The 26,496-nt window shown below is 42.7% G+C and carries 24 protein-coding genes and 5 pseudogenes; 10 read left to right on the forward strand and 19 right to left on the reverse strand.

Going from position 1 to position 26,496, the window contains the following annotated elements; all coding sequences use genetic code 11:
- Positions 1-461: 461 nt before the first annotated feature.
- Together WA325_RS20155 and WA325_RS20160 are read right to left on the reverse strand one after the other, a co-directional pair.
- Entirely contained in the window at positions 462-1,724 is a 1,263-nt protein-coding gene (locus WA325_RS20155) for a glycoside hydrolase family 18 protein (RefSeq protein WP_336184120.1), read from the reverse strand.
- Between the two features lie 138 nt (positions 1,725-1,862).
- A complete protein-coding gene (locus WA325_RS20160) occupies positions 1,863-2,537 on the reverse strand; it encodes a GntR family transcriptional regulator (protein WP_024120383.1) in 675 nt (224 codons plus the stop codon).
- A gap of 252 nt (positions 2,538-2,789) precedes the next feature.
- Between WA325_RS20160 and WA325_RS20165 the strand changes: the two genes are divergently transcribed.
- Positions 2,790-3,527 carry a sulfite exporter TauE/SafE family protein gene (locus tag WA325_RS20165; RefSeq protein ID WP_105955097.1) on the forward strand — a complete coding sequence of 246 codons (738 nt, stop codon included), beginning with the start codon at positions 2,790-2,792 and terminating at the stop codon, positions 3,525-3,527.
- A 41-nt stretch (positions 3,528-3,568) separates the two neighbouring features.
- Here WA325_RS20165 and WA325_RS20170 read toward each other — a convergent pair whose 3' ends face one another.
- The 3 genes from WA325_RS20170 to WA325_RS20180 all read right to left on the reverse strand — a co-directional run bounded on the left by WA325_RS20170 (position 3,569) and on the right by WA325_RS20180 (position 6,018).
- Positions 3,569-4,774 (reverse strand): Bcr/CflA family efflux MFS transporter, encoded by a 1,206-nt coding sequence (locus WA325_RS20170; RefSeq protein WP_024120381.1) that lies wholly within the window; start codon positions 4,772-4,774, stop codon positions 3,569-3,571.
- Between the two features lie 198 nt (positions 4,775-4,972).
- On the reverse strand, positions 4,973-5,296 hold the full coding sequence (locus tag WA325_RS20175; RefSeq protein WP_059291864.1) for an AzlD domain-containing protein: 324 nt from the start codon (positions 5,294-5,296) through the stop codon (positions 4,973-4,975).
- Entirely contained in the window at positions 5,293-6,018 is a 726-nt protein-coding gene (locus WA325_RS20180; protein ID WP_322013320.1) for an AzlC family ABC transporter permease, read from the reverse strand. The genes WA325_RS20175 and WA325_RS20180 overlap by 4 nt, the downstream gene beginning before the upstream one ends.
- A gap of 118 nt (positions 6,019-6,136) precedes the next feature.
- On the opposite strand from WA325_RS20180, the gene WA325_RS20185 reads away from it, so the two are divergent.
- The 3 genes and pseudogenes from WA325_RS20185 (at position 6,137) to WA325_RS20195 (ending at position 7,914) form a co-directional block, all read left to right on the forward strand.
- Positions 6,137-6,694: a helix-turn-helix domain-containing protein gene (locus WA325_RS20185; RefSeq protein WP_227598929.1), complete on the forward strand. Its 558-nt coding sequence runs from the start codon at positions 6,137-6,139 to the stop codon at positions 6,692-6,694.
- Between the two features lie 82 nt (positions 6,695-6,776).
- Positions 6,777-7,269, forward strand: a pseudogene (locus WA325_RS20190) (MarR family transcriptional regulator).
- A gap of 15 nt (positions 7,270-7,284) precedes the next feature.
- Positions 7,285-7,914 carry a nitroreductase family protein gene (locus WA325_RS20195; RefSeq protein WP_229150107.1) on the forward strand — a complete coding sequence of 210 codons (630 nt, stop codon included), beginning with the start codon at positions 7,285-7,287 and terminating at the stop codon, positions 7,912-7,914.
- 40 nt (positions 7,915-7,954) lie between these two features.
- On the opposite strand, the pseudogene WA325_RS20200 reads toward WA325_RS20195, so the two are convergent.
- The 3 genes and pseudogenes from WA325_RS20200 to WA325_RS20210 form a co-directional block, all read right to left on the reverse strand.
- Positions 7,955-8,254, reverse strand: a pseudogene (locus WA325_RS20200) (SDR family oxidoreductase); the annotation flags it as partial.
- A 37-nt stretch (positions 8,255-8,291) separates the two neighbouring features.
- Positions 8,292-10,949 (reverse strand): MMPL family transporter, encoded by a 2,658-nt coding sequence (locus WA325_RS20205; protein ID WP_202853513.1) that lies wholly within the window; start codon positions 10,947-10,949, stop codon positions 8,292-8,294.
- Positions 10,946-11,401: a MarR family transcriptional regulator gene (locus tag WA325_RS20210; RefSeq protein ID WP_105955228.1), complete on the reverse strand. Its 456-nt coding sequence runs from the start codon at positions 11,399-11,401 to the stop codon at positions 10,946-10,948. Before WA325_RS20210 ends, WA325_RS20205 begins: the two co-directional genes overlap by 4 nt.
- A gap of 166 nt (positions 11,402-11,567) precedes the next feature.
- On the opposite strand from WA325_RS20210, the gene WA325_RS20215 reads away from it, so the two are divergent.
- The 3 genes from WA325_RS20215 to abc-f all read left to right on the forward strand — a co-directional run bounded on the left by WA325_RS20215 (position 11,568) and on the right by abc-f (position 15,605).
- Entirely contained in the window at positions 11,568-12,077 is a 510-nt protein-coding gene (locus WA325_RS20215) for a DinB family protein (protein WP_105955105.1), read from the forward strand.
- Positions 12,078-12,255: 178 nt separating this feature from the next.
- Positions 12,256-13,635, forward strand: coding sequence for an amino acid permease (locus tag WA325_RS20220; RefSeq protein ID WP_105955106.1), 1,380 nt, complete (start codon positions 12,256-12,258; stop codon positions 13,633-13,635).
- Between the two features lie 320 nt (positions 13,636-13,955).
- A complete protein-coding gene (gene abc-f, locus WA325_RS20225) occupies positions 13,956-15,605 on the forward strand; it encodes a ribosomal protection-like ABC-F family protein (RefSeq protein WP_336184121.1) in 1,650 nt (549 codons plus the stop codon).
- A gap of 53 nt (positions 15,606-15,658) precedes the next feature.
- On the opposite strand, the gene WA325_RS20230 is transcribed toward abc-f, so the two are convergent.
- The 4 genes from WA325_RS20230 to WA325_RS20245 all read right to left on the reverse strand — a co-directional run bounded on the left by WA325_RS20230 (position 15,659) and on the right by WA325_RS20245 (position 20,042).
- Complete coding sequence (locus tag WA325_RS20230) at positions 15,659-16,480, reverse strand: sugar phosphate isomerase/epimerase family protein (RefSeq protein WP_336184122.1); 822 nt, start codon at positions 16,478-16,480, stop codon at positions 15,659-15,661.
- Between the two features lie 15 nt (positions 16,481-16,495).
- The gene (locus WA325_RS20235; RefSeq protein ID WP_336184123.1) at positions 16,496-17,839 is read right to left on the reverse strand and encodes a sugar porter family MFS transporter; all 1,344 of its coding nucleotides are present in this window, start codon (positions 17,837-17,839) and stop codon (positions 16,496-16,498) included.
- Between the two features lie 80 nt (positions 17,840-17,919).
- Positions 17,920-18,924 carry a LacI family DNA-binding transcriptional regulator gene (locus WA325_RS20240; protein WP_336184124.1) on the reverse strand — a complete coding sequence of 335 codons (1,005 nt, stop codon included), beginning with the start codon at positions 18,922-18,924 and terminating at the stop codon, positions 17,920-17,922.
- Between the two features lie 92 nt (positions 18,925-19,016).
- Positions 19,017-20,042, reverse strand: coding sequence for a Gfo/Idh/MocA family oxidoreductase (locus WA325_RS20245; protein ID WP_284560251.1), 1,026 nt, complete (start codon positions 20,040-20,042; stop codon positions 19,017-19,019).
- A 272-nt stretch (positions 20,043-20,314) separates the two neighbouring features.
- Here WA325_RS20245 and WA325_RS20250 point away from each other — a divergent pair.
- Positions 20,315-20,616: pseudogene (locus WA325_RS20250) on the forward strand (HIT domain-containing protein).
- 10 nt (positions 20,617-20,626) lie between these two features.
- Here the strand turns inward: WA325_RS20250 and WA325_RS20255 are convergent.
- From WA325_RS20255 to WA325_RS20270, 4 genes and pseudogenes are all read right to left on the reverse strand, one after another.
- On the reverse strand, positions 20,627-21,100 hold the full coding sequence (locus WA325_RS20255) for a GNAT family N-acetyltransferase (protein ID WP_336184125.1): 474 nt from the start codon (positions 21,098-21,100) through the stop codon (positions 20,627-20,629).
- A 127-nt stretch (positions 21,101-21,227) separates the two neighbouring features.
- Positions 21,228-21,573, reverse strand: a pseudogene (locus WA325_RS20260) (DoxX family protein).
- A complete protein-coding gene (locus tag WA325_RS20265) occupies positions 21,570-22,169 on the reverse strand; it encodes a TetR/AcrR family transcriptional regulator (protein WP_059291874.1) in 600 nt (199 codons plus the stop codon). Before WA325_RS20265 ends, WA325_RS20260 begins: the two are co-directional and overlap by 4 nt.
- A 159-nt stretch (positions 22,170-22,328) precedes the next feature.
- The gene (locus tag WA325_RS20270) at positions 22,329-22,664 is read right to left on the reverse strand and encodes a thioredoxin family protein (protein ID WP_336184126.1); all 336 of its coding nucleotides are present in this window, start codon (positions 22,662-22,664) and stop codon (positions 22,329-22,331) included.
- Positions 22,665-22,998: 334 nt separating this feature from the next.
- On the opposite strand from WA325_RS20270, the gene WA325_RS20275 reads away from it, so the two are divergent.
- Entirely contained in the window at positions 22,999-23,583 is a 585-nt protein-coding gene (locus WA325_RS20275; RefSeq protein WP_059291876.1) for a DUF421 domain-containing protein, read from the forward strand.
- Between the two features lie 129 nt (positions 23,584-23,712).
- Here the strand turns inward: WA325_RS20275 and WA325_RS20280 are convergent.
- Together WA325_RS20280 and WA325_RS20285 are read right to left on the reverse strand one after the other, a co-directional pair.
- Positions 23,713-23,799: pseudogene (locus WA325_RS20280) on the reverse strand (methyltransferase); the annotation flags it as partial.
- 74 nt (positions 23,800-23,873) lie between these two features.
- Positions 23,874-24,293 carry an Lrp/AsnC family transcriptional regulator gene (locus WA325_RS20285; RefSeq protein WP_024120359.1) on the reverse strand — a complete coding sequence of 140 codons (420 nt, stop codon included), beginning with the start codon at positions 24,291-24,293 and terminating at the stop codon, positions 23,874-23,876.
- Positions 24,294-24,578: 285 nt separating this feature from the next.
- On the opposite strand from WA325_RS20285, the gene WA325_RS20290 reads away from it, so the two are divergent.
- A complete protein-coding gene (locus tag WA325_RS20290) occupies positions 24,579-25,340 on the forward strand; it encodes an MBL fold metallo-hydrolase (RefSeq protein ID WP_336184127.1) in 762 nt (253 codons plus the stop codon).
- A gap of 86 nt (positions 25,341-25,426) precedes the next feature.
- Here WA325_RS20290 and WA325_RS20295 read toward each other — a convergent pair whose 3' ends face one another.
- Entirely contained in the window at positions 25,427-26,200 is a 774-nt protein-coding gene (locus tag WA325_RS20295) for a GNAT family N-acetyltransferase (RefSeq protein ID WP_336184128.1), read from the reverse strand.
- Between the last annotated feature and the right edge of the window lie 296 nt (positions 26,201-26,496).

Below are 26,496 nucleotides of genomic sequence, written 5' to 3' on the forward strand. Positions count from 1 at the left end.
CCTCTCACTCATATTCCGTAAGCGTTCATAAGATGATATGCAATTTGTGCCTGATTAGACTGATGATAGTTCTCACTATCGATCATAATGGGGGAGACTGACGCCATGCAAGTGACAAATGATCGAATTATTCTGCCGCTTTAGGCTGATGCGGTTTTACGGCTATCAATCCGTTACGATAAAGGATATCACCAGCGCTTCCAGCCAGTGAACTGACAATTTTCTAGGAACTCAGGGCTGCTCGAAGCACCGCATTCAAAAAAGATGCCTATATCCTCCTTTGTGTGAGAATGGCATTTATCTGCTTCTTATTTATAACACCGTGAACAATTTCATCTGGTTTTAACGAAGCAGCTTAGAGATAATGCACGATGCGAGAAACAACGCAAGGCAGGCTGAGACGGTAAAATCATTCAGCAGCCGCTTAAAACATCACTAAAAAGACACCGTGCCCGGTGCCCTTAAACCTTTCTGATCGTAAAAAATTTCCGCAGAAGCCACGGAGCTGGTGTGAATCCGAGTGTTAACTGCCAGGCGCCTATTGCTTGTAATCCATATTCGCGGACGATCAGCATCTTTTGGCTCATGCTCCTGACATCTTCAAACCATACCTCATGCGTCCGTCCCTGCTCATCTCTGTAGCGAAAAAACGGCGATTGATATTCGTTTGAATATTGAATAGGGGCTTGGTACCTCATCGCTGTTTCAATTGATTTTTGATTTGAGATAGCTGAAGCCACTGTTCCCGGCTGGTAAGGGATAATCCAATTGTAGCCGTAGAGCGGGACTCCGATGATGATTTTTCTCCGCGGCACCTGGGCAATCGCAAATTCAATTGTTCTTCTTATTTCAGTAATCGGCGCAACAGGCCCCGGCTCGCTTCCCGCATGATGCCAGTCATACGCCATGATAAACATATAATTGACAACCGCTCCGATCCCTCCATAATCATAGCCCCTAAGCCACGAAATATCATCGCTTGTTTTTGCCGGAACCGCTATGGTCAGCACATACCCTCCCGGCTGCAGACGATCTCTCAGCTGACGCAAAAATCCTGTGAACAGATCCCGATCTGCGGCGCTCACTTGTTCAAAATCGATCGTCACGCCGCCATATCCCCTTGTGGATACCAAGTTATAAATATTGTTAACCAGATTGGTTCTGGCAGTTGGATTGTTTAACACTTGGTGTACGAGTTCCGTGCTGAAGCCTGCTGAGGTTAGATTTGTTATTGTAGCAAGCGGCGTCACCCGTCTTCTCCATGTGGTTTCAATAGCGGCTGCGTCATTCAATTGGTTTGCAATGTCGCCATTAGGCGCAATATGGTATTCGAAAATGGAAATCGAAGACGAATATGGGGCGTAATCATTGATTAAATCGCGATCTAGATCCGGATTGCGGAGCACGTAAAAGCTTAGCGTTCCCGCAATATAGTTTGAGATATTAGGAATCGTCAGTCTCATTCCTGCTTGCAAGGCATTTGGATTTATAGCGGGATTTGCGGCTCTTAGCCGTTCTGCCGGAACAAACGCTTTTGCTGCAATAGCTCCGAGCGTGTCTCCCGGCTGTACTGTATATACATAAAGAGGGATGAGCAGAGCCTGCCCCGGCACAATATTCGTTTCTTCTAAACCATTCACACCCCGTATTTGATCAACAGAAGCACCGTATCTTCTGCCTATGGAAAACAAAGAATCACCCGGCCGGACGATATGGATAAACATGTCTAACCCCCATTATTCGTTAGTCAATCATCATAGAATCTTATTAATGGGCTTCCTTATATATGATTTACGATTTATTAAAGGGATGAGAGCAATAAAAAATACCAAGGACTCATCCTCGGTATCTGTACATGTCATTTAATTTTCTTTTCCTTCTTCAAGCACACGCTTCAAATGTTCTGAATCATGATTGAAATGAGCCATCATATATTCTTTGGCTGCTTCTTTGTTTCTCTTTTTTACTTCTTCAAATATGCTGCGGTGTTCACGCAGGATCGTTTCAGGGCGGTTGTCCCCTTTATAATTAAGGATTCTGCAAAAGTGAATCAGATCGTTTACATGCTCAAGCAAGTTTTTTAAATGTCTGTTATGGCTAAAATCGACAAGCAGCTGGTGAAACTTTTGGTTTAAGCTGATCATTTCAGTTTCTTCCGCTCCGTTACGAATAGCGTTTTCTGTTTCTTCAAGCTGTTTTTCAAGCGTTTGAAGCTCTTCGTCATTCGCTTCGTCTATGACCAATTCGACAGCAAGCAGTTCGAGAGGAATTCTGATTTTATAAATTTCATCTACATCTTTAGCCGTTAAAGAAGCGATTGAAAATCCATTCCGGTCATCTGCTCTTAACAAGCCGTCTTTCTCAAGCAGCCGCATAGCTTCCCGTATCGGAGAGCGGCTGACACCGAAACTTTTAGCCAGCTGTGTTTCATTGATCCGTTCCCCCGGCTTAAAAGTCCCGTTAAAAATCATTTTTTTCAGCTGGAAATAAAATTGCAGGTAATAAGGAGTCGGCTTGTCTAATTTAAAATCATCCATATAAATAATACCTCTTTTGAATAGATTCAGGGGCTGTTCTTCATCAAAATCATATAACAGATGATAAAGGGAAGCAACAAACTGCCTTGTCAAATTCCAAAATTTGCGGTACGATATTTTTGCTAAACGACGGTCGACGGACTACTGTAAACCAGTGAGATGATCCTCTCATCGGCTGCCGGACACTTCGCCTCAGCTACAATCACTCAGATTCATTACATTTACAGCTCAGAATACAATGGAGGAAAAAATATGCTCATTATTCTTGTTATGTTTCTTCTCGGAATCATTTTAGGCTTTATTGGTGCCGGGGGAGCCGGCTTTGTTATTGCTCTTTTAACCCTTGTTTTTCATATTCCGATTCATACAGCTTTAGGCACTTCCCTCGCCGGTATGGCTTTCACCAGCTTATCAGGGGCCTACAGCCATTACCGGGAAGGCAACATCCAATTAAAAATCGGTTTAACGGTCGGATGCTTTGCTGCCGTCGGGTCATTTTTCGGGGCAAAGCTGACATCATTTATTCCCGCCGATTTGCTTCATTATTTGACAGCAGGAATGTTATTTTTATCAGCGATTCTCATTTTAATCAGATTATTTATTTTAAAAGAAAAACCTCAAGGGAATCAGAGCAATGTATCTATGTATACAAAAGCCGTGATTTTAGGAATCGTATCAGGCATACTTTCCGGCACATTTGGCATCGGTTCTGCTCCCTTTATCCAAATCGGTTTAATGATTATGCTGAACCTTTCCATCCGTCATTCTGTCGGAACGACGATGCTTGTCATTATCCCTCTTGCTGTAGGCGGAGGCATAGGGTATATCACGGAAGGATTTGTTGATTATGTGTTGCTGATCAAAGTCTTGATCGGAACCATGTGCGGTGCGTATGTTGGCGCGAAATTCACCAATCTCATGCCAAAGGCCGTCTTGAAATCAGCAATCTTTTTGACTCCGGCCATCGCCGGCCTGCTTTTGCTATTTTAATAAGATCAAAAAAACCTGACATGCCGTCAGGTTTTTTTTGATTAATTCTGCTTCACGCTCTCTTTAGTTAATCTAAAAAAGGCGAGCGAACCGATAACTGCTGTAACAAACATGATCGCTCCCATCGGAACAGCTGTCGTCTCATCAATGCCCACAAGCGGCGAAACGATGGAGCCAAGGAGCAGCGGGAGCATTCCCAGCAGCGCACTTGCACTTCCGGCGCGGTGCCCCTGTTTTTCCATGGCCAGCGTAAATGTGCTCGTCAGAACCATGCCGATCGTAATCATATAGACAAAAATAGAGATGACCAATGCAGCGAGAGGACCGTGAATCATCGTCATCGTTAAAAGCACGGCAGTCGCAATCATAGCTGTAATGACCGCCATGCGGAGCAGGCTTTTTTCATGAATGATTCCGCCAAAGCGCCCGATAATAAAGCTTCCCGTAATAATCGCCAGGCCGTTAATGCCGAATAAAATACTAAACACCTGCGGCGACACCCCGTAAATATCCTGGTACACAAAAGGCGTACCGGATACATAAGCAAAGCTTCCTCCGTGAACAAATCCGACAGTTAACGCGTAGCCCATAAAAGAACGATCCTTCAGCAGGCTCCCCATTGTTCTGACAGATGTTCCAATTGAGCTTGGAATCCGCTTTTCTGGCGGCAATGTTTCTTTTAACCTCAGCGCAATAATCAGTACAAGTACAAATCCGATGATCGTTAAAAAGTGAAAAATCGTATGCCACGTTGCAAACGGCAGCAATAAAAGAGCACCGCCTGTCATTGGCGCAATCATTGGCGCGACTGCGGTAATCACCATTAACAGTGAGAAAAATTTAGAAAGCTCTCTCCCTGTGAACACATCCCGCACGATTGCCCGAGACAGCACAAGTCCTGCAGAGGCCGTAATCCCCTGTAAAAAACGGGCTGCCACTAGTGTTGTAATGTTTGGTGAAAGCGCACAGAACAGAGAAGATAACGCAAATAAGAAAATACAGATTAATAGCGGTTTCCGTCTTCCCTGCGCATCACTGACCGGCCCGACAATCACCTGGCCGATGGTAAGCCCGATCAGACAGGCTGTTAAACTTAACTGTACAAGCGAGGCACTGGCCGATAAATCATCGGCAATGTCAGGAAAACTAGGCAAATACATATCTATATTAAGCGGGCCCAATATAGCAAGCATGCCGAGCAGAAATGCCAATGCCAAACGCTCTTTTCCAGTTGGATTTTGCAGCATTCTATCAAAACCTTCCCTTCAATCTATTATTTATCTGAAACAGATGTCACTCCAACAATTGATTGAAGCTGTAAAACATTTGTATATTGTACCATAACTTTCAGTCAGTGAAAGCCGCTTAATGATTGAATCAGAGACACAAAAAATACCAGGGTCTGCTTCCCCCTGATATCGTGAGTTTTGATGTAAGCAGCTGTTTTATACCCATAAGCGCAAGCCGGCCATAAGAACAACACCGCTGATGACTGTCATAGACAAACTTTTTGTTTTCAGTGCAATCAATAGAGTAGGAATCAATACAACAGCTGCCTGCCAATTCAATTTCAGAGAATCATTGGATTGAATCATGCAATCCTTCACAACAAGTGCCGTCAATATACAAACCGGCACATAGGAGAGCCATTTCAGCACAGGCTCCGGCAAGGAAATATTCCGTACAACTAAAAATGGAATCACGCGGGGAATCATTGTGACCAGCGCGCAGCCGATAATCACCATCAGGATGTATGTATTTATGCTCATTTATCTGTCACCACCCCGATTGTCGCTACGATGATCGTTGACATGATCACAGCGAGATGTGACGGCATAAAGAAAGAGAAAACAATCATCGCAATCACCATATAAATAATGAGAGATACATAGTGTTTAATCTTTGCAGGCACAACATGTTCCATCTGCAAAATCAGCAGTGCTAAAAACATAGCCGTCACCGCAAAGTCGAGTCCGAACGTTTCCGGATTGGTAATCCATTTACCAAAGACCGCCCCTGCCACACAAGAGAGCACCCAGCACGCATATGCAGTGAGATTTAATCCGAACATCCATCGATCACTAATTGGTTCTTTTTTTACAATCTTATTTGAAGCAACACCGAATGATTCATCTGTCACCATCATGCCGATCCCCACATTTTTCACTAGCGAATACTTTGAAAAATGAGGAGCAAGCGCGGCACTTAATAGAAAATTGCGTAAATTCACGATAAACGTTGTCAGGATAATAGCGGACATCGGACTGTTCGCTGCTAACAAAGCACAGATAACGAACTGGGAGCCGCCGGCAAAAACCAAACCTGACAACAGCGTAATCTCAAGGACGCTTAAATGCGAGGCAATCCCCACGATTCCGGCAGCCAAACCTATACTGATGTAGCCGATCAGCGTCGGGACACAATCTTTAAACCCTTGTAAGAACGATGGCTCGCAAGTTGGGGCATGAGTGATTTCCTTCTCTGATATCATTCTGATTCTCCTCCTCGTCTAACATATTATACACATATATGTTATAGCTTACAACTGTATGTAATAGCTGATTTTAATATGTTATAATAAAGTGAATATGACGTAAGGAGATACATGTATGGATGATATCCAAGCCATTATCGCAAAGAATCTTGTCAAACTCAGAAAAAGCAGAAACCTGACTCTTGATCAAGTTTCTGAGTTAACGGGCGTCAGCAAAGCGATGCTCGGACAAATTGAGAAAGAAAAATCGACCCCGACTGTCACCACTCTCTGGAAGATCGCAAATGGGCTGCAAGTATCTTTTTCTGTTTTTCTGAAAGAAGACAAGCCGAAAGTAAGAAAAATTAATCTTAAAGATATTGAACCTGTTACAGATAATGAAGAAAACTACATTGTTTACCCCTTTTTTCCCTACAATCCTGAAACAAAGTTTGAAATTTATGTTGTCGATCTGAAACCGGGATGCATACATGAAGCAAAAACACATTTAGGAGAAGAATACATTTTAATCAAAGAAGGCGAGTTAACCGTCAATCTGCAGGATCAGGAGCATTCGCTGGTATCAGGAGACGCCATGCAGTTTACGGGATCCACGCCGCACAGCTACATCAATTCATCACAGAAAACGGCCAGCTTTTTTCTGCTGATGTTTTATCCTGAGCCGCAAGGATAACAAGAACCTCCCAACTTATATGTTGGGAGGTTTTTCAAATGTGCAAATGGCTTGCAAATTGAAATCAATCGTTGTATATTAATTGACGAGTCAATCATTGATATATCAATTATTTTTTGACAAGAAAGAAGGGATGGGTTTTGGCATCATTTTGTTCTGAGGAAGCCGAGATTTTATATCAGCTGCAAGGCGTGAACAAAGTGATTGGCGTGAAGTTCGAGGCATGCACGGGCATCAGCCAATCTCGTTTGGAATTGCTGACATTGCTTTATCATGCGGATGAGATCAGTCAAAGCGACCTTCAAAAGAAAGTCAATATCGACAGCGCGGCCGTGACAAGACACCTAAAACAGCTTGAAGCCAAAGGCATGGTATCAAGACGGCGCAAGCCCGAAGACAACCGGATTACCCTTGTGCGGTTAACAGATCAAGGAAGAAAACGAATCGAGTCTTCTAAGAAAGAAAAGGAGCGTTTCATGAAGGAAATGCTCGCAAATGTAAGTGCTGAAGAGCGCCGCGTGCTTATTAATGTGCTTGGGCGCATGCGAAACAATATAGATAATATCGAAGCTTAAAAGGAGTGTATCAACATGATCAAAACAAACGATTTTATGGAAATTATGAAAGGACGCCGTTCCATTCGCAATTATGATCCGACAGTGAAAATCAGCAAAGAAGAGATGACAGAAATCCTAGAGGAAGCTACAACTGCGCCATCCTCTGTCAACGCGCAGCCATGGCGTTTTCTCGTCATCGACAGCCCGGAAGGAAAAGAGAAGCTCGCGCCGCTAGCAAGCTTTAACCAAACACAGGTCACAACTTCCTCTGCCGTCATCGCTGTTTTTGCAGACATGAACAATGCAGACTACTTAGAAGACATTTATTCAAAAGCCGTGGAGCTCGGTTACATGCCGCAGGAGGTAAAAGACAGACAAATCGCTGCCCTGACTGCTCATTTTGAAAAGCTTCCGGCACAGGTAAACCGTGAAACGATCCTGATTGACGGCGGCCTTGTTTCTATGCAGCTTATGCTGACTGCACGCGCGCACGGCTATGACACAAACCCGATCGGCGGCTACGATAAAGAAAACATCGCGGAAGCCTTCGGATTAGACAAAGAGCGTTATGTGCCTGTTATGCTTCTTTCCATCGGAAAAGCTGCAGACGAAGGATACGCTTCCTACCGTCTGCCGATTGATACTATTGCAGAATGGAAATAAAACAAAGCTCCCAAGAATGACTCTTGGGAGCTTTTTCATTTTAAATAAATCCGCCGTTCACCCGGATCGTCTGGCCTGTGATCCATTGGGATTGTTCGCTAGTTAAAAATTCAATCACATTTGCGATATCTTCCGGTACCGCATTAATGGTGATTTGTTTCACGGCTAATTATTTGGCGAGCTGACGGGTAAATTGCTCAACCGCGCCTTTTGTTCCCGCATATACGCTGTATGTCGGAAACATTTGACCGACAACAGATGTAGAAAAGTTGATGATTCTCCCCTTTTCCTCCATTGCTTGCTGACAGGTGAAAAACGTGCCTTTTACATTTACAAAAAAGAGTGATGAACAAATGAATTGTCATCACTCTTTTTTTCTATTCTTTATTTTTCTTTCTGCCAAACGGCCACCAGTTTCCTTCTCCAAAGGTCGCAATGATTGCCGGCATGAAGAGCGGAAGAATGACTAGGCCGTAAAGCAAGAGACCGATAATGATGACACTTGCCACCTGCATCAGCGTATTGACGCCTGAAGGCATCATCGCCGCGAACGTGCCGGTCAAAATAATGGCCGCTGTAATTATAACGGATCCCATTTTGCTCATTGATCTGACGACACCCTGCTCAATGCCAAGGTGCACCTCTTCCTTAAATCGGTCCAGCAAGAAGATCGAATAATCTACGCCTAACGCGATCAAGATGACAAAGCTGAAGAACGGTACTGCCCAGCTGACGCCGGCGTTTCCTAAGCCGTTTACAAAAATTAATTCTGTTATGGATATTGACGTATAGTACGTCAGCAGCAGTGACGCGATCATATAAATCGGCATGATCATTGAGCGGAACAAAATGGTTAACACGATAAACAGGCCTATAATCATGATCACCATTGTTCTGGAGAAGTCCGTTGTGGACAGCTCTTTTAAGTCCGCATTCATACTCGTAACCCCGCCGTACACGATCTGAGTATCCTCCAGAGAAGTGCCGTCAACTTCGTTTGCGACAGCTTTTTTGATCTGGTTTATTGTCGTAATGGCTTGTTCTGAGTAAGGATTGGAATCCAGGACGACGTTTAATTGCACGCCTTTGCCGTCTGCAAAGGAATATTGGTCAATTGACTTCTTGAAGTCTTTATCCTTCATGACTTGGTCAGGAAGGAATATGCCTGTATCTCTTACAGTCGGACTTTTGCTCATGTCTTCTAACATATCACTGGAAGCTGTAATACCGTCAGAAACTTTCGTCAGGCCATCATTTGCACTCTGCACGCCTTCGGACAGCTTCTTCAGGCTTTCGGTCAGCGTTCCCGCTTGAGCCTGCTGGCTTGAAAGCTGCTGATTCGCTTGTTCAAGGCCGGTTTGTATCTGACCTAGCTGTCCGCTGATTGCTGTAAGCTGCTGCACGGTCTGAGCAGTATTGCCGGTTTGGGACATCTGTTTGCTGACTAGCTGCAGCTGCTGATTGATTTTGCCCAAGCCGTCAGCCGCATCGCCAAGTGAACCGCCGGAGCCGCTATTTGAGGCTGAACCGGTTTGCCCTGCCATTTGATTCAGTCCGTTTTCTATATCCGTTAAACCGCTTTGGACATCAGCAATTCCTTTTACCGTCTTATCCAGCCCGTCTGACACCGAGCCTAGCTGTTTATCAATATATAAATCTTTGATTTTTTCACCTGTCGGCTGCGTGATGGTCATAACAGAGTCAACATGATCGACTTTCTCGATCGCTTTGCTGATATTTCCGAGATATGGGATTGTATCAGCTGTTGTGAGGTCTTTGTCACCTTTCACGACAACATTGATCGGGAATGCTTTCCCTTCACCGAATCCATCCTTAATGGCCTCGAGCGCTTTGATTGATTGATAATCGCTGCTGATTTCCGCAGTCGAATCGAATGAAATCTGGTCATCATAGGTCAAAATGAACGGAAGCGTGATCATGACCGTGATAACAATAAACAGAAACGGACGCGCGACGGAATGTCTGCCGAGAAACGCCCATAATTTATTGTCACTGTGTGACAGCACTTTCTTAGAAGGCCAGAATAATTTTTCACCCAGCGTCACCATAAATAATGGCAGCAATGTGTAGAGGATGATCATTAGAATTCCGACTCCCACTGCAACTCCCACTGCGGATTGGAAAATCGCAAACTTCGCAAATCCTAAGGCGGAAAATCCGATCAATACCGCAAATCCGCTGATAAATAAGGTTTTCCCCCCTGTACGGTAGGCGATAAGCGCCGCTTCTTTTTTGTCATGACCGTTTGCCAATTCTTCACGGAATCGGGTCAGAAGCAGAATGCAGTAATCTGTTCCGATACCAAACAGGATCGCGACTAAGAAGGTTTGGGTAAACGTCGAGATTGGAAAATCAACATTGTACACAAGGATGCCAAGTATGGATTGACTGATCAGATACGAGAAACCGACAACCACAATCGGGATAAAAGGTGTCACAACAGATCGGAACATGATCAGCAGTAAACCGATGATCAGGCAGACTGTGATCACTTCCGTTTTCTTAAGCCCTTCCTCTGAGCTGTGGATGAAATCCTGATTGATGAGAGAAGCTCCCGTAATATATGCCGTCAAATCTTCCGGAACCATTTTATAAATCTCATCCGCGATTTTTTCCGCCTTTTGATCAGAACCTGTAATTTTGACAGGAATGAGGATGGTTTTTTTATCTTTTGACATCAATTGGTCTTTGACTTCTTTTTCCGCTGTCAGAGGAGACGTTACCTCTTCTACACCGTCGATCTGTTTGATTTGGTCGATCATTGTGCGGAGCTGATCCTCTGTTACTTTCTTCAAAGCATGGTCTAATGGAAAGACTATACTGATTGAGTTATTGTCTTCTCCCGCTTGTTTTAAAATGGCATCTGCCCTTTCTGAAACAGCATCAGCAGGAAGCTGGACCTGCCCCTTTTGATTTGCCAGTTCCGTCAAGTTCGGAGAAAACAAACTCAATACGACGGTAAGTGCCAATATAATGGCTGCAATTGCCCACTTGAATTTGATGATGGCTCTCATTCTGCAGAATCTCCTCCTTTAAATTTGCTTTTTATAATGGTGAATATCTCTATGGTAGAATTCAAATGTTCCTCATCTATATCACCGATCAGTCCTTTGACAGCGTTAAAGATGGCTGCCTCTAATTCTTCCAGTATGTGTTCACCGCTGGTTGTGATGTTAATAAGCTTAGAGCGTTTATCACTTTTTGCCGGACAGTCATTCCATTCAACCAATCCCTTATCGAGAAGCTTTTTCAGTCTGTTTGATATCGCGCTCTTATGTACATTTTGATACATGGCCAGACTGCCGGGAGAGGTTGGGCCTTTGACTTTTAAAATTTTTAACAGGTCTGCCTGTTCCTTTGAGATATTGAAGATATCCTGATTGATTTCACGATGCAGAAACTCTGTCCCTTCAAGCAACACTTCCACAAACAGGTTTATCGCCTGACATAGCTTTTGTTCATTCAACATCTTTCCCTCCTCATTGTAGTTTACCCCTCTAAACTTTATGAACACTGTTAATTAGTTTATCCACCTAAACTATATCTGTCAACATATTTTATGAACGAACATCTCCTCAAGAATGTTTGTTCGCGTATAATAAAAGTTATAAACGCGAAAGGGGAAAATTCACATGTCTGATCTAGCATTACAATTGTATGAATATAACGTATGGGCTCATCAGCAAATGTTTAATCGATTAAAAGAGCTTCCACAGGAGGTTTATCGTCAGGAGATCCAAAGTGTGTTCCCGTCAATATCCCATGTATTGTCCCATGTTTATCTTTCGGATCTCGGCTGGGTGGAAGTGTTTTCCGGAAAAAGTATGAACCATGCTTTGGCATTAGCTGAACAGCTTAAAGACCAGACAGTGGCGAAGGAACTAGCGGAAATGGAAGCCCTGTTTCTAAAATTGTCCGAGCGATATACAGCTTTTTTCAAGCAAAAGGAACAGATCCATAAACCCCTTCAGATTGAAAATCCCGCCGGCGGAATCATGAAAACGACTGCTTCTGAACTGGTGCCGCATGTTGTAAATCACGGGACATATCACCGCGGCAACATAACAGCGATGCTGCGTCAGATAGGGTACGCATCTGCTCCGACTGATTATGGGCTTTATCTGTATATGAAAAAATCATAAAATGGCGTAAACAAAAGCGGCTCCCACGATTGAGCCGCTTTTTTCGTATCTTGTGATGAATCGATAAACCTTAAAATTTCCTTCCATATTTCCTGTATAGTAAAAAAGATAGAAATTTTAGTGTTATAATAGTATCTAAAAACATGTTTAAACAATTTTCAATGGAGGAACACACAAAGTGACAGACGACAAGACGCAAGATCCTAATATAAATCAGCAGAAACTGTCGAGAGGCCTGAAAAACAGGCACATCCAGCTTATTGCGATCGGCGGAGCCATTGGGACAGGGCTGTTTCTCGGCTCAGGAAAATCGATACACTTTGCAGGACCGTCAATTTTATTTGCTTACATGATCACGGGGATCATTTGCTTTTTAATTATGAGATCGCTTGGAGAACTGCTGTTGTCTAATCTGAACTATCACTCTTTTGTTGATTTTGTTCAGGATTATTTAGGCGATATGGCCGCATTTATCACAGGCTGGACCTACTGGTTCTGCTGGATTTCAATCGCGATGGCCGATTTAACTGCGGTCGGGCTATATACACAGTATTGGCTTCCCGGTGTGCCGCAATGGGTTCCGGGCTTAATCGCTCTTATTATTTTACTGATTATGAACCTGGCTACCGTCAAGCTGTTTGGAGAATTGGAATTCTGGTTTGCATTAATTAAAGTTATTGCCATCTTGGCGCTGATTGTGATCGGTCTTTTTATGATTTTCAAAGGCTTTTCCACAAGTTCAGGTGTTTCCAGTTTCTCAAATCTCTGGAGCCACGGAGGCATGTTCCCGAATGGAATACACGGATTTATCCTCTCGTTCCAGATGGTTGTGTTTGCCTTTGTCGGCATTGAACTCGTCGGGCTTACAGCGGGTGAAACAGAAAACCCTGAAAAAGTCATCCCTAAGGCGATCAACAATATCCCTGTAAGGGTGCTGCTTTTCTATATTGGGGCGCTTCTTGTGATTATGAGCATCTATCCATGGGATGTCATCAATCCTAGCGAAAGCCCATTCGTACAGGTCTTTGTTGCAGTCGGCATCGTCGGGGCGGCAAGCATTATCAACTTTGTTGTATTAACGTCAGCTGCCTCAGCCTGCAACAGCGCTGTATTCAGTACAAGCCGCATGGTCTATTCACTGGCGAAAGACAAAAATGCGCCAGAATCAATGGCGAAACTGACACCGCGCAAGGTACCAAGAAATGCATTGTTCTTTTCAGCTATCGTGATTTTAATCGGTGTCACATTGAACTACATCATGCCGGAAGGCGTATTCACCTTGATCACAAGTATTTCCACCGTATGTTTTATCTATATTTGGGGAATTACTGTTATCTGCCATATGAAATACCGTAAAACAAGACCTGAATTGGCGAAAGCAAACAAATTTAAGCTGCCGCTTTATCCATTTACGAATTACTTAATTTTGGCGTTCCTGGCGTTTGTCCTTGTTGTACTGGCATTAGCACAGGATACTCGGGTTTCCTTATTTGTTACACCGGTTTGGTTTATTTTGCTGATTGTGATTTATAAAGTAAGAAAATTAAAGCAGCAATAACCCTTTTAAGCTCCTGCCTCAGAAATGAGAGCAGGAGCTTTTTTGATGAAAATGACCTTTGCTTTCGAATTGAAAAATATGCTATATTGTTTGTAATAAATTGAGAAGGGATGATGGGTGGACAATGATTAACTAATCTTATTTTTAACGTTTGAAATCGCATATTTCAAATCATAAAAAATAGGATTAGTCTGCCCATTTTCTAAATACGTACGCGCTATTTCTAAAGAATAGCTTATTTAATCATGGCAAAGGCACGGCTAATCCTTCCAAAACATTTGGGAGGATTTTTTTGTTCTCCCTTAAAGCGAGGGATATAGATGAAAGAACAATTAAAACTAATAAACGTCAGCTATGAAGTGAAGGATCTTACCGTTTTTAAAAACATAAATGCCAGCGTTCAGCAAGGCGATATCATTGGGATTATCGGCAAAAACGGGGCTGGAAAATCGACGCTGCTTCACCTGATCAACAAGGACTTAATTCCGTCACAGGGACAAATCCAATGGATGCAGCACGGCTTAAAAACGGTGCTGGTTGAACAGGAGACTGAATCGTATTCCTTTGAGAATCAGACACCTGCCGAAGTGAAACTGCTGGAGAAATGGAACGTGCCAGCCCGTGATTTCAGCCAGTTAAGCGGCGGAGAAAAACTGAAAGCACGGCTGGCAAAAGGGCTATCAGAGGATGCAGACCTTTTCATGCTGGATGAACCGACAAACCATCTTGATGACATAAGCTTGCAATTTCTCATTCAGCAGCTGAAAAATATTAGCGGCACTGTCATTCTCGTTTCGCACGATCGGTATTTCTTAGATGAAGCTGCCACGAAAATATGGTCAATCGAGGACCATACGCTTACTGAATACAAAGGGAATTACTCTGGTTACATGAAGTTCCGGAAAGAAAAAAGACTGACACAGCAGCGCGAATATGAAAAACAGCAGAAAATGATTGAACGGATTGAAGCACAAATGACAGAACTCACTTCATGGTCAAAAAAAGCCCACGCACAATCGACGAAAAAGGAAGGGTTTAAAGAATACCATCGTGTAAAAGCAAAGCGCACAGATGCCCAGATCAAATCGAAACAAAAGCGGCTTGAAAAAGAACTCGAAAAGACAAAGGCTGAGCCTGTCGATCCGGAATATACTGTTCGTTTTTCAATTGATACAACTCATAAAACAGGAAAACGGTTTTTGGAGGTTCAACACCTGACGAAGTCATTTGGCGAAAAGACACTGTTTCAAAACGCCCGCTTTACGATTCAGCACGGAGAAAAGGTTGCCATTACAGGCCCAAACGGCAGCGGAAAAACAACCTTATTGAAAGTCATTCTTGGACAGGAAACGGCTGAGGGAAAAGTGTGGATATCACCATCAGCAAAAATCGGTTATTTAACACAGGAAGTATTTGATTTGCCTTTAGAACAAACACCGGAGGAGTTATTTTATCAAGACACGTTCGAGGCGAGAGGAAATGTCCAGAATATCATGACGCGATTGGGATTTACCGCTTCTCAATGGACAGAACCAATTCAACATATGAGTATGGGCGAGCGTGTAAAGTGCAAGCTGATGGCTTATATCTTAGAGGAAAAAGACGTGCTGATATTAGATGAACCGACCAATCACCTCGACCTGCCGTCACGCGAACAGCTGGAAGAAACACTGTCACAATACAGCGGCACACTGATTGTGGTATCACACGACCGTTATTTTCTCGAGAAAACAACGAACAGCAAACTCGTTATTTCAAACAATGGTATCGAAAAGCAATTGAATGACGTTCCTTCAGAAAGAAATGACCGGGAGGAGCTTCGTTTAAAGCTTGAGACAGAAAGACAAGAAGTGCTGGGAAAGCTCAGTTTTATGACGCCAAATGATAAAGGGTACAAGGAGCTTGATCAGGCATTCAATGAGCTTACGAAACGGATGAAAGAGCTTGATCATCAAGATAAAAAAAACTGAGCGGGAATGTTCAAGCGGCATTAAAAAGGACAACAGCCGTTGTCCTTTTTTCTTTATATTTTCAAGCCTTCCCATGACCTTAATGTCTCTAATGATGACTTATAATACCCTGCCACTACTTCCAAATAGGCATTTCCTTTCATCGAAGTAAACGGATCCGGTCCAGCCGCCACCATCTCCATAATTATCGGGCCTTTATAACCGATAAAATTAAGCGCTTCGATTTGCTCTTTGAGATTCGCATGGCCGTTTCCGATCGCCTGGCGATTTGAATCAGCCACGTGATAGACTCCGAGTTTCTGCCCTGCCAATTTAATGGCCTTTACAGGATCAGCTTCTTCTATATTCATATGATACGCATCGAGAAGTACTTCTAGATTGGGGCTGCTGACATCACGTATTAATTGTAACGCTTCTTTGCCAGTCACCACTTGATGATTTTCGTACCGGTTTAATACTTCGAATACGACCTGAATCTGTAATTCCTCCGCTTTGGCCATGATTTTTTTAGCGCCTTCGACCAATAAACTCCAATCCCGCGCATCATCACCGCTCCCTCTCACTTTACCGACATCGCCGTGAAGACAGATACGGGGGGCGCCTGCATCCGCAGCCCAATCCAGTAAATCCAAAAAATACTGTACAGCCTTTGACCGAACTTCTTCATTCACACTTGAAATATCCACATTCCTTGGCGTTACTGATAAAACCTTTACTTGATGAGCAGCCAATGTGTCGGCAATGTCTTTCGGATTCAGCGAAATATCTCCTTCGACCTCAACTCCATCTACTCCGATTTCTGCAGCCAGGCGGCATTTTTGTTCGAATGGAATGCTGCCGAAAGTCCATAAGCATAACCCATATACTCTTCCCATATTGAAATCCCCCTTTTAGAAAGATGAAACTGTATTCTTTGACATAATTTCTCCTTCAATCTGTTCCAATGATTTGCCTTTTGTCTCCGGCACATATTGATAAACAAAGAGAAAGGCAAGTACACCAATGGCGCCGTACATGAGAAATAAAGCACCTGTACCTATCAGATCTAAAAGCAGCGGGAAGGACAGCGACACTGCAATATTTGCCAGCCACAGACAGGTACTGGTAATTCCCAGCGCCGTTCCCCTGACCTGCAACGGGAAAATTTCAGCCAGCACAACCCAAACGACCATTCCCCAGCTCGCTGAATACGCTACCATAAACAAGCATAAGCAGGATAACAGCAGCCAATCGGGTGCATGAAAGAACAGCGTACTGATGCCCAAAATACCAAGTGCCAAAGACATTCCGACATTGCCGATCAGCATGAGCTTTCTTCGCCCTATCATATCAATCAGCAGCAAGCCGATAATCGTAAATAAGACATTGATAATGCCGATGCCTATGGTTCCTGCAATGGCACTGGAAGCGCCGAACCCCGCATTTTCTAAGATGGTCGGTGTATAATAAATAATCGTATTCGTGCCTATTACTTGCTGAAAGATGGCGACCCCAATACCTATAAATAAGATCGGCCTGATTGCCGGGGATAATAATGTTGATATGGAAACACGTTCCTTCGTCTTAATCTCCTTCATACTGCGGATCTCAGCATCGATTGTTTTCGGATCTCTCGTCAGAAGCAAAATATGGCGTGCTTCATCCTCACTTCTTTTCTGCAGCACCCATCGCGGGCTTTCAGGCATAAAAAACATGCCGGCCATGAGAATGAAGGAGGGAATCACTGCTAATAGGAGCATCAGATCCCACCTGCCCGAAGATGAAAAAACAAAGTTTACAATATACGCCATGAGAATCCCGAAAGAATTCATCAATGTATTCAATGAAGCGATTCTGCCTCTGATCGCGGCAGGCGCCATTTCTGACAGATACAAAGGAACAATTGCCGAAGCTCCTCCAACTGCTACACCTAATTCTATTCTGAATAGTAATAATATTCCGAAATTATGAGCTAAGCCTGTTCCAATGGCTCCAATTGTAAAAAGCACACCGAGCCAGATGATTGTTTTTTTTCTGCCATAGCGGTCGGAAAATCTTCCGCAAAAGGCTGCCCCGGCTAAAGCGCCAATCAGTACTCCGCTGACAACCAATCCTTCTAAAAATGGAGTCAGCTCCATGTCTTCTCTAATAAACAGAAGCGCGCCGGATATTACACCCGTATCGTACCCGAACAGCAAACCTCCTAATGCCCCGAAAAAATAAATAAGACTGATATAGGCCTTTTTGGATGTCATCAAGACACCTCCGACTGATTGTATTTAACGTTTAAGAGGGGAGATCTTCGTTTAAGAGAAAGATCCCCCAAAATACAGGGTCATAACAGTGACGCCGTTGAATTCCGCACGATTAATGAAGGAGATAGCATCACACGCTGTATCACTTTCTTTTGTTTTGAATCGGCCATGCCGTCCATCAGCAGTTCAATTGCCTTTTCACCCATTTCTTCAGTCGGCTGTGCGATAGTCGTCAATTGGGGATCACTTATCTTTGCAAGGATGCTGTTGTCAAACCCAACTAGAGAAAGAGATGAAGGAATAGAAATGTGAAGCTGCCTAGCAGCCTGTAAAACGCCTAAAGCAAGCAGCTCAGTCGTCACAAAGACAGCCGTCGGCCTATATTTTTGATTAAGCAGCTTTAAACTGATGTCTTTACTGGCTGACAAGTCATATGGACAGTCCAGAATAGCTGATTCATCGATTTGGATTCCTGAAACCTGCAGTCCTTCTTTAAAGCCGATGACACGATTTTTAATGGATGTATTGTTAATCTTTTCTGCTATGACAGCAATGTTTGTATGCCCTAAATGGGCTAAATGGACAGCTGCCTCGTATCCCCCTTTAAAATCATCCGCCACTACAGTGTCTACAGGCAGATGCGGTATATCTCTCGACAGCATGACAACCGGCATGTCGCTTTCAATCAGCTCGCGTATCGCCTGACTGTTTTTGAGACCCGTCGCCACAATAATGCCGTCTACATGCTTTTGCTTCAGCATGGTGATATATTCTTCTTCTCTCAGCGAATTATTGTCCGTACTGCATATGATGACACTGAAGTCCTTTTTACGGCCGCTGTCCTCCACGGCTCTGGCCAGTTCGGCCATAAACGGATTGGCGATGTCAGGAATGAGCAGCCCGATGGTCTTCATCATTTTTCTCGCTGAAGTCACAACACTTGGCTGATATTGAAGCTCCTCAATCACTTTCCAAATTCTATTTTTCGTTTTTTCACTTATATTGCCGGTGTTATTAAGAACCTTTGAAACCGTAGAGATTGAAACGTTTGCTTCCTTAGCAACATCATAAATGGTTGTTTTCATAAGAAGGCCACCTTTATAAAATAGATCCTCTCTAGTATAAACGAATGCTTACCAGAATTTCTTTTTAAAAAGGAGCTTCTTCTATCAAAAACTCAAACCGTTTGCGGCACTCCGTTTTTTAGTGTAACAGGCCGCTTCGTTTTGCAAGATTCTATACAAGCTGCGGCAATGGCAAGTGCTGCACGCGCATCTTCGCCTGTAACTAAGGTTGGCTTATGATTTCGAACGGCATCCACAAATGATTGTAACTCATCAACATAAGCATCAAATAATAAGTCCTGATCGTAGCGAATCGTGTTGTAGCTGACTCCGTCTTTGTTATACCTTGTCATGTTTGTATGGCGGATATCTCCGATGGTCAGCATGCCTTCAGATCCGAACACTTCTCCGCGGACATCATATCCATAAACGGCTTGGAAATTCGCTTCCGCCGTTGCAATCGCTCCGTTATCAAATTTTATCGTGACAACTGCAGTATCCAAAAATCCTTTGTCTTTAAAATCAGGTCTGACAAGCGCATCAGCCGCGGCATAGACTTCAATTGGCTTTGCATTTGGATTGAGAAAGAGTAAGGTATCAAAATCATGAATCAGCGTCTCTAAAAATATCGTCCATTGAGGAATTGAAGTCGGATCGCCGAGTGCCGGATCTCGCGTGATGGAACGCATTAACTGTGGTGTGCCGATTTTTCCTGCACGGATTTCTTCATATGCACTGCGAAAGCCTTTAGCGAAACGTCTGTTAAAACCGACCTGGAGCGGAACAGATTCTTCATTTACTGCTCTGATGACCTCATCCGCTTCTTCCAGCGTAACAGCCATCGGTTTCTCGCAAAATACAGCTTTCCCCTTCTTTGCCGCTGCAATAATGTTTGCGGCATGCGTCCTTGCTGGCGACGCAATGATGACCGCATCAATATCCGGATGCTCCAGCATGTCTAACGGATCCGTAAACGCTTTAATATTTGAGCCGAGCTTTTTTGCAAATGCTTCTGCATTCCCCGGAACCGGATCTGCAACCGCATACAAATCTGCTCCTTTCACACGGAACGCAATACTTTCTCCGTGAAAAGCTCCCATCCGTCCCGCACCTAATAGCCCAACCTGTACATTTCCCATCAGTACCACTCCCATTCTGCGAAAATAAGGAAAGACTTTCTCTTTAAATATCATTATATAATAAAAATTAACCCTAAAATATTTCTAAATACATTTAATATAGGGAAAGTCTTTCCTAATTGGTTTCAATTGTAACCCCTTACATTTTTGAGGTCAATCTTTTTTTGCTGTGTGTAAAGCAGACCTCTCCTTTAGCCCGTCGATCAAGCCAGCAATGACTAAGGGTTCAGGGGCAAAAAAATACCAAGGGTGTGCGGCCCCTGATCGTTCAGATGGAAACTTCTCGTAAATGCAACAAAGTGAGGATGGATCATATGACTGAAGACTTTTACTGTGATGACGGTATTTAGCGGCAAAACGAAGCAAATAAGGCATTAGAGGCAGATAACGTATTGGCTTACTGTCATACAAACCCTTTTTATCCAGTCCATATTGTGGCTGTCCCGAAGAAACATATCTCCTCATGATTACCCTGGATGAAAAAGGTGCATGCCGTATGATCACCACCTTAGGAGCTAACCAGGACTCTAAACATCTGCATTGGCATATTGTGTTTGGGAAACCGCTTAAGTAAGCAGCTATTATCAGCACAGCTGTTTCCGCATACGTATATTGGTCATGGCATATCCCATCTTCTGATAAAGATAGACGGCTGTCTCGTTATGCGCAAACACATGGAGAGCAAGTCTTTCCGCACCAAGCTCTCTTGCTCTTCCATCCAGACTTTGAAGCGCCAATTGAGCCAGCCCTTTACCGCGGAAGGCTTCATACAATCCAAAGGAATAGATAAACGCTTCCTTTTGCGGATGAAGCGAATCTGCATACAGCCAGAGCCAGCCCATCCTTTCCCCTTCTTCATTTGTGATGTTCCAAAAGAAATGATTGCTGCTGTTTCGTCCATTCGGAATCATTTTCTCATATGCCTGTTCCGATTTCTCAAGCGCCTCTTTTTCCGTCCAAGTTCCCGCTTGTATGTTTTGTTTCGCATAATTTTGCACGGACATCCCGCGAAATGCTTCGAACTCCTCCACAGTCATGTCTTCCAAAGTTAACGCCATCCTGTATTCCTCCTTTATGAAAAAAAGTCCAGCTGGTGCCGGACGAATAACGTACAAATGAAGATCTATTTCTATTATTCGATAAGAGAAGGAGGTCTCCTGCAAATTGGTTTGTTAAGTGAATAGCTTATGTGGACTCCCAAATGATTATAATGATAGAAACAATCAAACAGATTATTGCAGGGATCGTCATGAGTACTGATTGGCGCGCTCGAACAATGTGTGCATGAACCGCTCCCGCCATGAGAACGACAAACAGGACGCCTGCTCCAAATGCTGCATACCGATTCCAAATTCCCGCTGTCATAGCAAATGCCCCCGCTATTTCAAGAATACCAGTAACAGTGAGAAACCATAACGGATATTGATAATGCCGCCAATGCTTTACTTGAAAGGGCAGCGCGGAACACCTTTATGATGCCTCCCGCGAGCATAAAAGCTGCCAAACTGGCTTTCATGATCATAGATATCATCTTGCGTCACTCCCTTTTGGAAGCATCCCGTATATTAAGAGATTGACAACCTGCTCGGCGAGACTTGCCGGATCTTTGATTCCGGTTAACAAATATGAATCGGTCAAATGTTCAATCATGCCGATCAAGCATTCCGCCACGGTTTCCATTTCCAATTCGGAACGAAAATAGCCAAGGCGCTGTTCTGCTTCTAAGTTGTCTTTCAAAACCATCGCCACATCTTGTTTCAATTGTTTCGCTTCTGGGTTGAGAAAAAAACCGATCCTTGTTAAATCCTTGTCCTCCGCCAGAAACTGAAAAACAGCTTCCACAGCAGAGAGCACTCCGTTTGTTACATCGTTCGCATGTAATCCGGTTTCCAAGAGAAGTGATTCTGTCAGCTTTCTTAAGCGAGAGTGAAAATCGTTGATTAACTCCTCAAAGATGGCTTCTTTACTTTGAAAGTACAGATAAAAGGAAGGCTGCGTCAGCCCGGCTCTTTTCACTATGGCACTTACCTTCGTTTCATGAAATCCCCGAATCGAAAATTCATGTGCAGCAGCTTTGAGCAATCGTTTCCGGCTCTCCTCCCCTTTACGTCCTTTTCTGCTTTTCACATCGGATCAGCCTCCACAAAAAGATACTCTTTAGTAATATTACTCATGAGTATTATTTCATGAATTTGAATTTTATGTCAATGAATTTCATATTCAGCTGCTTCCTTCATAAAAACATAACGAACATGACTTGATGCCATGTTCGTTTAGCTGCACATTTTATTCCTCATATAATTGATAAACTCTTTTTAATTTCTGTTCCAGCTGTTCAAAATGCACGAAACGCGCTTCTCTCAGAAATTCAGTACCCTCAATAAATAAAAGAAGAACAGGTACGGTGAAGACCGAAAATCTGCCGGCAACCTCTTCCACCCTGAATGCATTTACGTGTCCTAGTTTGATATGCGGAAACTGTTCCAGCAATTCTCTAAGCTGCGGCAAAACTGCGTGGCATACTGTACAGCTCGGTCTTGATATATAGATAAAATTTAACTGGTGACGGTTTATAAAATTCTCTATTGCATTCAGTGATAGTAATTCAGTAACCTCTTTCATCCCATTCCTCCTGCTGATTGGTATTTACCTGCCTGAAATATACTGGACCAGCCTTGAGAATGTCCATATATCTGCTTTATTTTTATACAACCTGTCCAAAATTGTAAGACTAATCTTTTCACCTGCTCTAAGCCGCTTGGAACGCGAACCGCTGTAAGGCAACTTTATCGCTGTTTATTCTCATGCGGGCAGGGCAGCTTGGCAACATACAAAGTCATTCATCATGCTGAATGAACAACCAGGCTTTCGGATATATTAACGTTCAAATGGTCAAAGACGCTCTGCAGTTAGCCTCCGGCGTTATAATCCTTTACATTACTGGTCAGGTGGTAGGATGAGTTTTACTTGGGAAGCATTTGTCCTCATAATATCTGGTGTGATTTTGCTTAGAATTTCAGGAAGAAAATCAATTGCGCAAATGACCTCAGCACAAACGGTTGTCATGATTTCGATCGGAACCATCATTGTTCAGCCGATCATCGAAAACAGCCTATTAAAAACACTAGTTGCAGCTGTCATTTTTACGCTCTCACTCCTTTTTATGGAATGGATTCAGCTAAAGTCTAATTTGATTGAAAAGCTGTTAACCGGGAAAGCGACAATTATCATTGAAGATGGCCAATTACATTTAGACAATTTAAAGAGAATGAGACTGACGTTAGATCAGCTGGAAATGCAATTGAGGCTGCACGGCGTTTCCACTTTACAGGATGTCAAAAAGGCGACGTTAGAAGCCAACGGCCTATTAGGCTTAGAATTAATTGATGAAGCCAAGCCTTTAACAGTCAGGGATTTAAAAAAGATCATTCACCCCGACTTTATCAAAGAAGATGTTCAGCCATCCCATTCAAAGAACCGAAATTTATTTGATGAAATCGATCATGAAAATGTAAATCCCAGTCCTAAAAAGCTGCATTAAAAAAGGCGTCTGTGATTGGACATCTTTGTGTGCCTTTTTTCATCAATTGTCGGCCATTCAGTTGAACAGCTGGTGCAGCGCCTTCCTGTTCCAAAGAACCCCACAGATCCAGATGATATTCGTAATTTGTTAATCACTAATTGGAATAAGAATGGATTCCAATTGCGGATGATTCGCCACAGTCTGATTAAATGTCTTCATCACTTCAGTATCCTTCCGCCTTATAACAAAAACCAAAGGCTGACACCCTTGGTTTTTTTAGCATTTATATATTCTTACTTTATGCATTTTTATTGTTGCATGTTATTAATAATAATAGACAATTTATAGTTTACATGCTGATTTAAGCCTACCAAAAATTCATCCAGCAATTCGTTAGAGGGAAATCTGCATTCCAGAAGATAACAGCCATCCCCGCTGATTTTATAATTATTGATGACGTATGTCTCTTGCGTTTTGATAAAGGAAAGATAAGGCTGATGATGCGTGCTTTTTGTATAGATATTAATCAAGGCATGGATAGAATATCCCAATTTGTCTTGATTCACTTTAATGGTATAACCCTCAATCACTCCGTTATCTTCTAATTTGGCAACCCTGGATGCAGCGGCTTGGCCCGTCAAATGAACTTTCTCCCCTAATTCTTTCATTGTAATACGGCTGTTTTTAGATAACTCTTCTATGATTTGCATATCCGTGTGATCCAACATCATATCCTATCCTTTCAAAAACAAATGAAAACATCGTATGCGCTAAGGAAATTGGCACCTATGTCCGAGTTCCAAAAACACATTCACTTTTTTAAAACCCGCGTACGATTTTGGTTGTCTCCTGCATTCTCTTCAATCAGGATGCACTCTAGCCCGTTCGATGTTCATGTGTAATAGGTTCTTTCAACATTCAAGTAAAACGGCAAAAAGACTTGATTTCATCCATGTATTTGGCGATTGGTCATAGTATAAGCTATACGTATATCAAAGAAAAGGAGTTTTAATATGAACATTCAACAAATTCGTAATGCCACACTTGTTGTCGAATATGCAGGCAAAACGTTTTTAATAGATCCAATGTTAGCAGAAAAGGGCACTTATCCTCCATTTCCAAATTCACCACGACAAGATCAAAAAAATCCTTTAGTCAGCTTGCCGACATCAGCGGATCATATCATCAACAATCTTGATGCAGTCATTGTCACTCATTTGCATTTGGATCACTTTGATGATGCAGCCAAAGACATGTTGCCAAAAGACATAAAAATGTTTGTACAAAATGAAGAAGATGCGAAAGAAGTCAGAAACGCCGGTTTTCAACATGTCGAGATTCTCACAACCGACACAGACTTTGAAGGTATTCAATTAATCAAAACCAAAGGCGAACACGGCAGAGGAGACATTTTAAAACTTGCCGGTCTTGTATGCGGTGTCGTGTTCAAACACCAAAGCGAGAAAACGTTATATGTAGCCGGAGATACGGTTTGGTATGATGCGATCCAAGAAGAGATCGATACACACCAGCCAGAAATCATTGTAGTGAACGGAGGAAACAATCAATTCTTTGAGGGCGGCTCTCTTGTCATGGGGAAAGAAGATATCCATGAAACGCATCAAGCTGCCCCTCATGCAAAAATAATCGTGAGCCACATGGAAGCGGTCAACCATTGGGCATTATCCAGAGAAGAATTAAAAGGCTTTATTCATGAAAAAGGCATGTCATCTCATGTACTAGTGCCGGATGATGGCGAATCATATTCATTTTAAATGGCGAAAAGAGTTCATGTGAATAAGCTTGATATTCTCCGTCAGCTTGGTGCTCAAGAAAAGGCCCTTCCTTAGAAGGGTCTTTTTTAACCTGATTTTTTAAAAAAGATGGAGTATTTGGTTGATATCTCAAATCCTAGTTTTTTTGCTAAATGAATAGATGATTTGTTGCTGACATTACAATCCCAGCTAGGGCTGACGCCGTTTTCGAGACAATCATTTATAAACTTACTCCCAGCAATATAAGCGAACCCCATTCCTCTATATTCTTCGCGTGTATAGATATCCATTTCTGCACGATCGCCGCCTAGAAATATGGAAGTGCACTCACTGACAACATAATTGTCATACATAACAGCAAATCCAAATCCGTTTTTTAAAAAATTCGAGACTGAACCCCAATACTCCTCATAATAAGCTTTTTGAAATTCAGTGCTGCTTGAAATGATATCTTCATTTATTCTTTTTAATGTAAACCCCTTTGGAAGCTGAAAAGCCTTTTTGGCAGAAATTTGTTGAGAAAACGCATATCGCATCATTTGATTCAATTCATCATGCAGTACAGTTTTTACTACGCTGTCCCATGAGCGATTGGGAGAAAACAGAGTAAATCTTTTTTTGGATTTAACTCTCTTTTTGTATAATTCAACGATAAATTCATTTACATTTTGATTCCTTTCATCCCCTGCAACATAATAAATTCCTGAGCTGGTTCCTATCAGAAACGATTGATCATCTGCATAAACAACTCCCGGAACTGTTTGTTCTAATATTGAATAAACAAATGTCGGGCAACATGTTTCTTTATGATGTATCAATGTTTTGGCATCACTATATTGTTCTTTTTTTATCTCCTGCAAACTGTACCCTCCTATCACTTTCTCTCTTTTATTCTACCCGTAAAAGAATTCCCCTCTTTTAAGGACACTTCTGTTTTTTAGAACAGCCAGTATGATAAAGAGATACCTACTCCTCTGCATATTCATCTTATAATTTCTAAGAACGTATAAAAATAAAAACATACCAACATTGGGGACTGACCCCATAAGATGAGACAAATAAAAAACACCTTCAAGTTTGAAAACGGATGATTGTTAGCCGAAATTAGACTTGGAGGTGTTTTTTCTATGGGGACAAGAGTGAGTTATCCGGTTGA

Source organism: Bacillus sp. 205(2023), assembly GCF_037027485.1.
GTDB lineage: Bacteria > Bacillota > Bacilli > Bacillales > Bacillaceae > Bacillus > Bacillus halotolerans.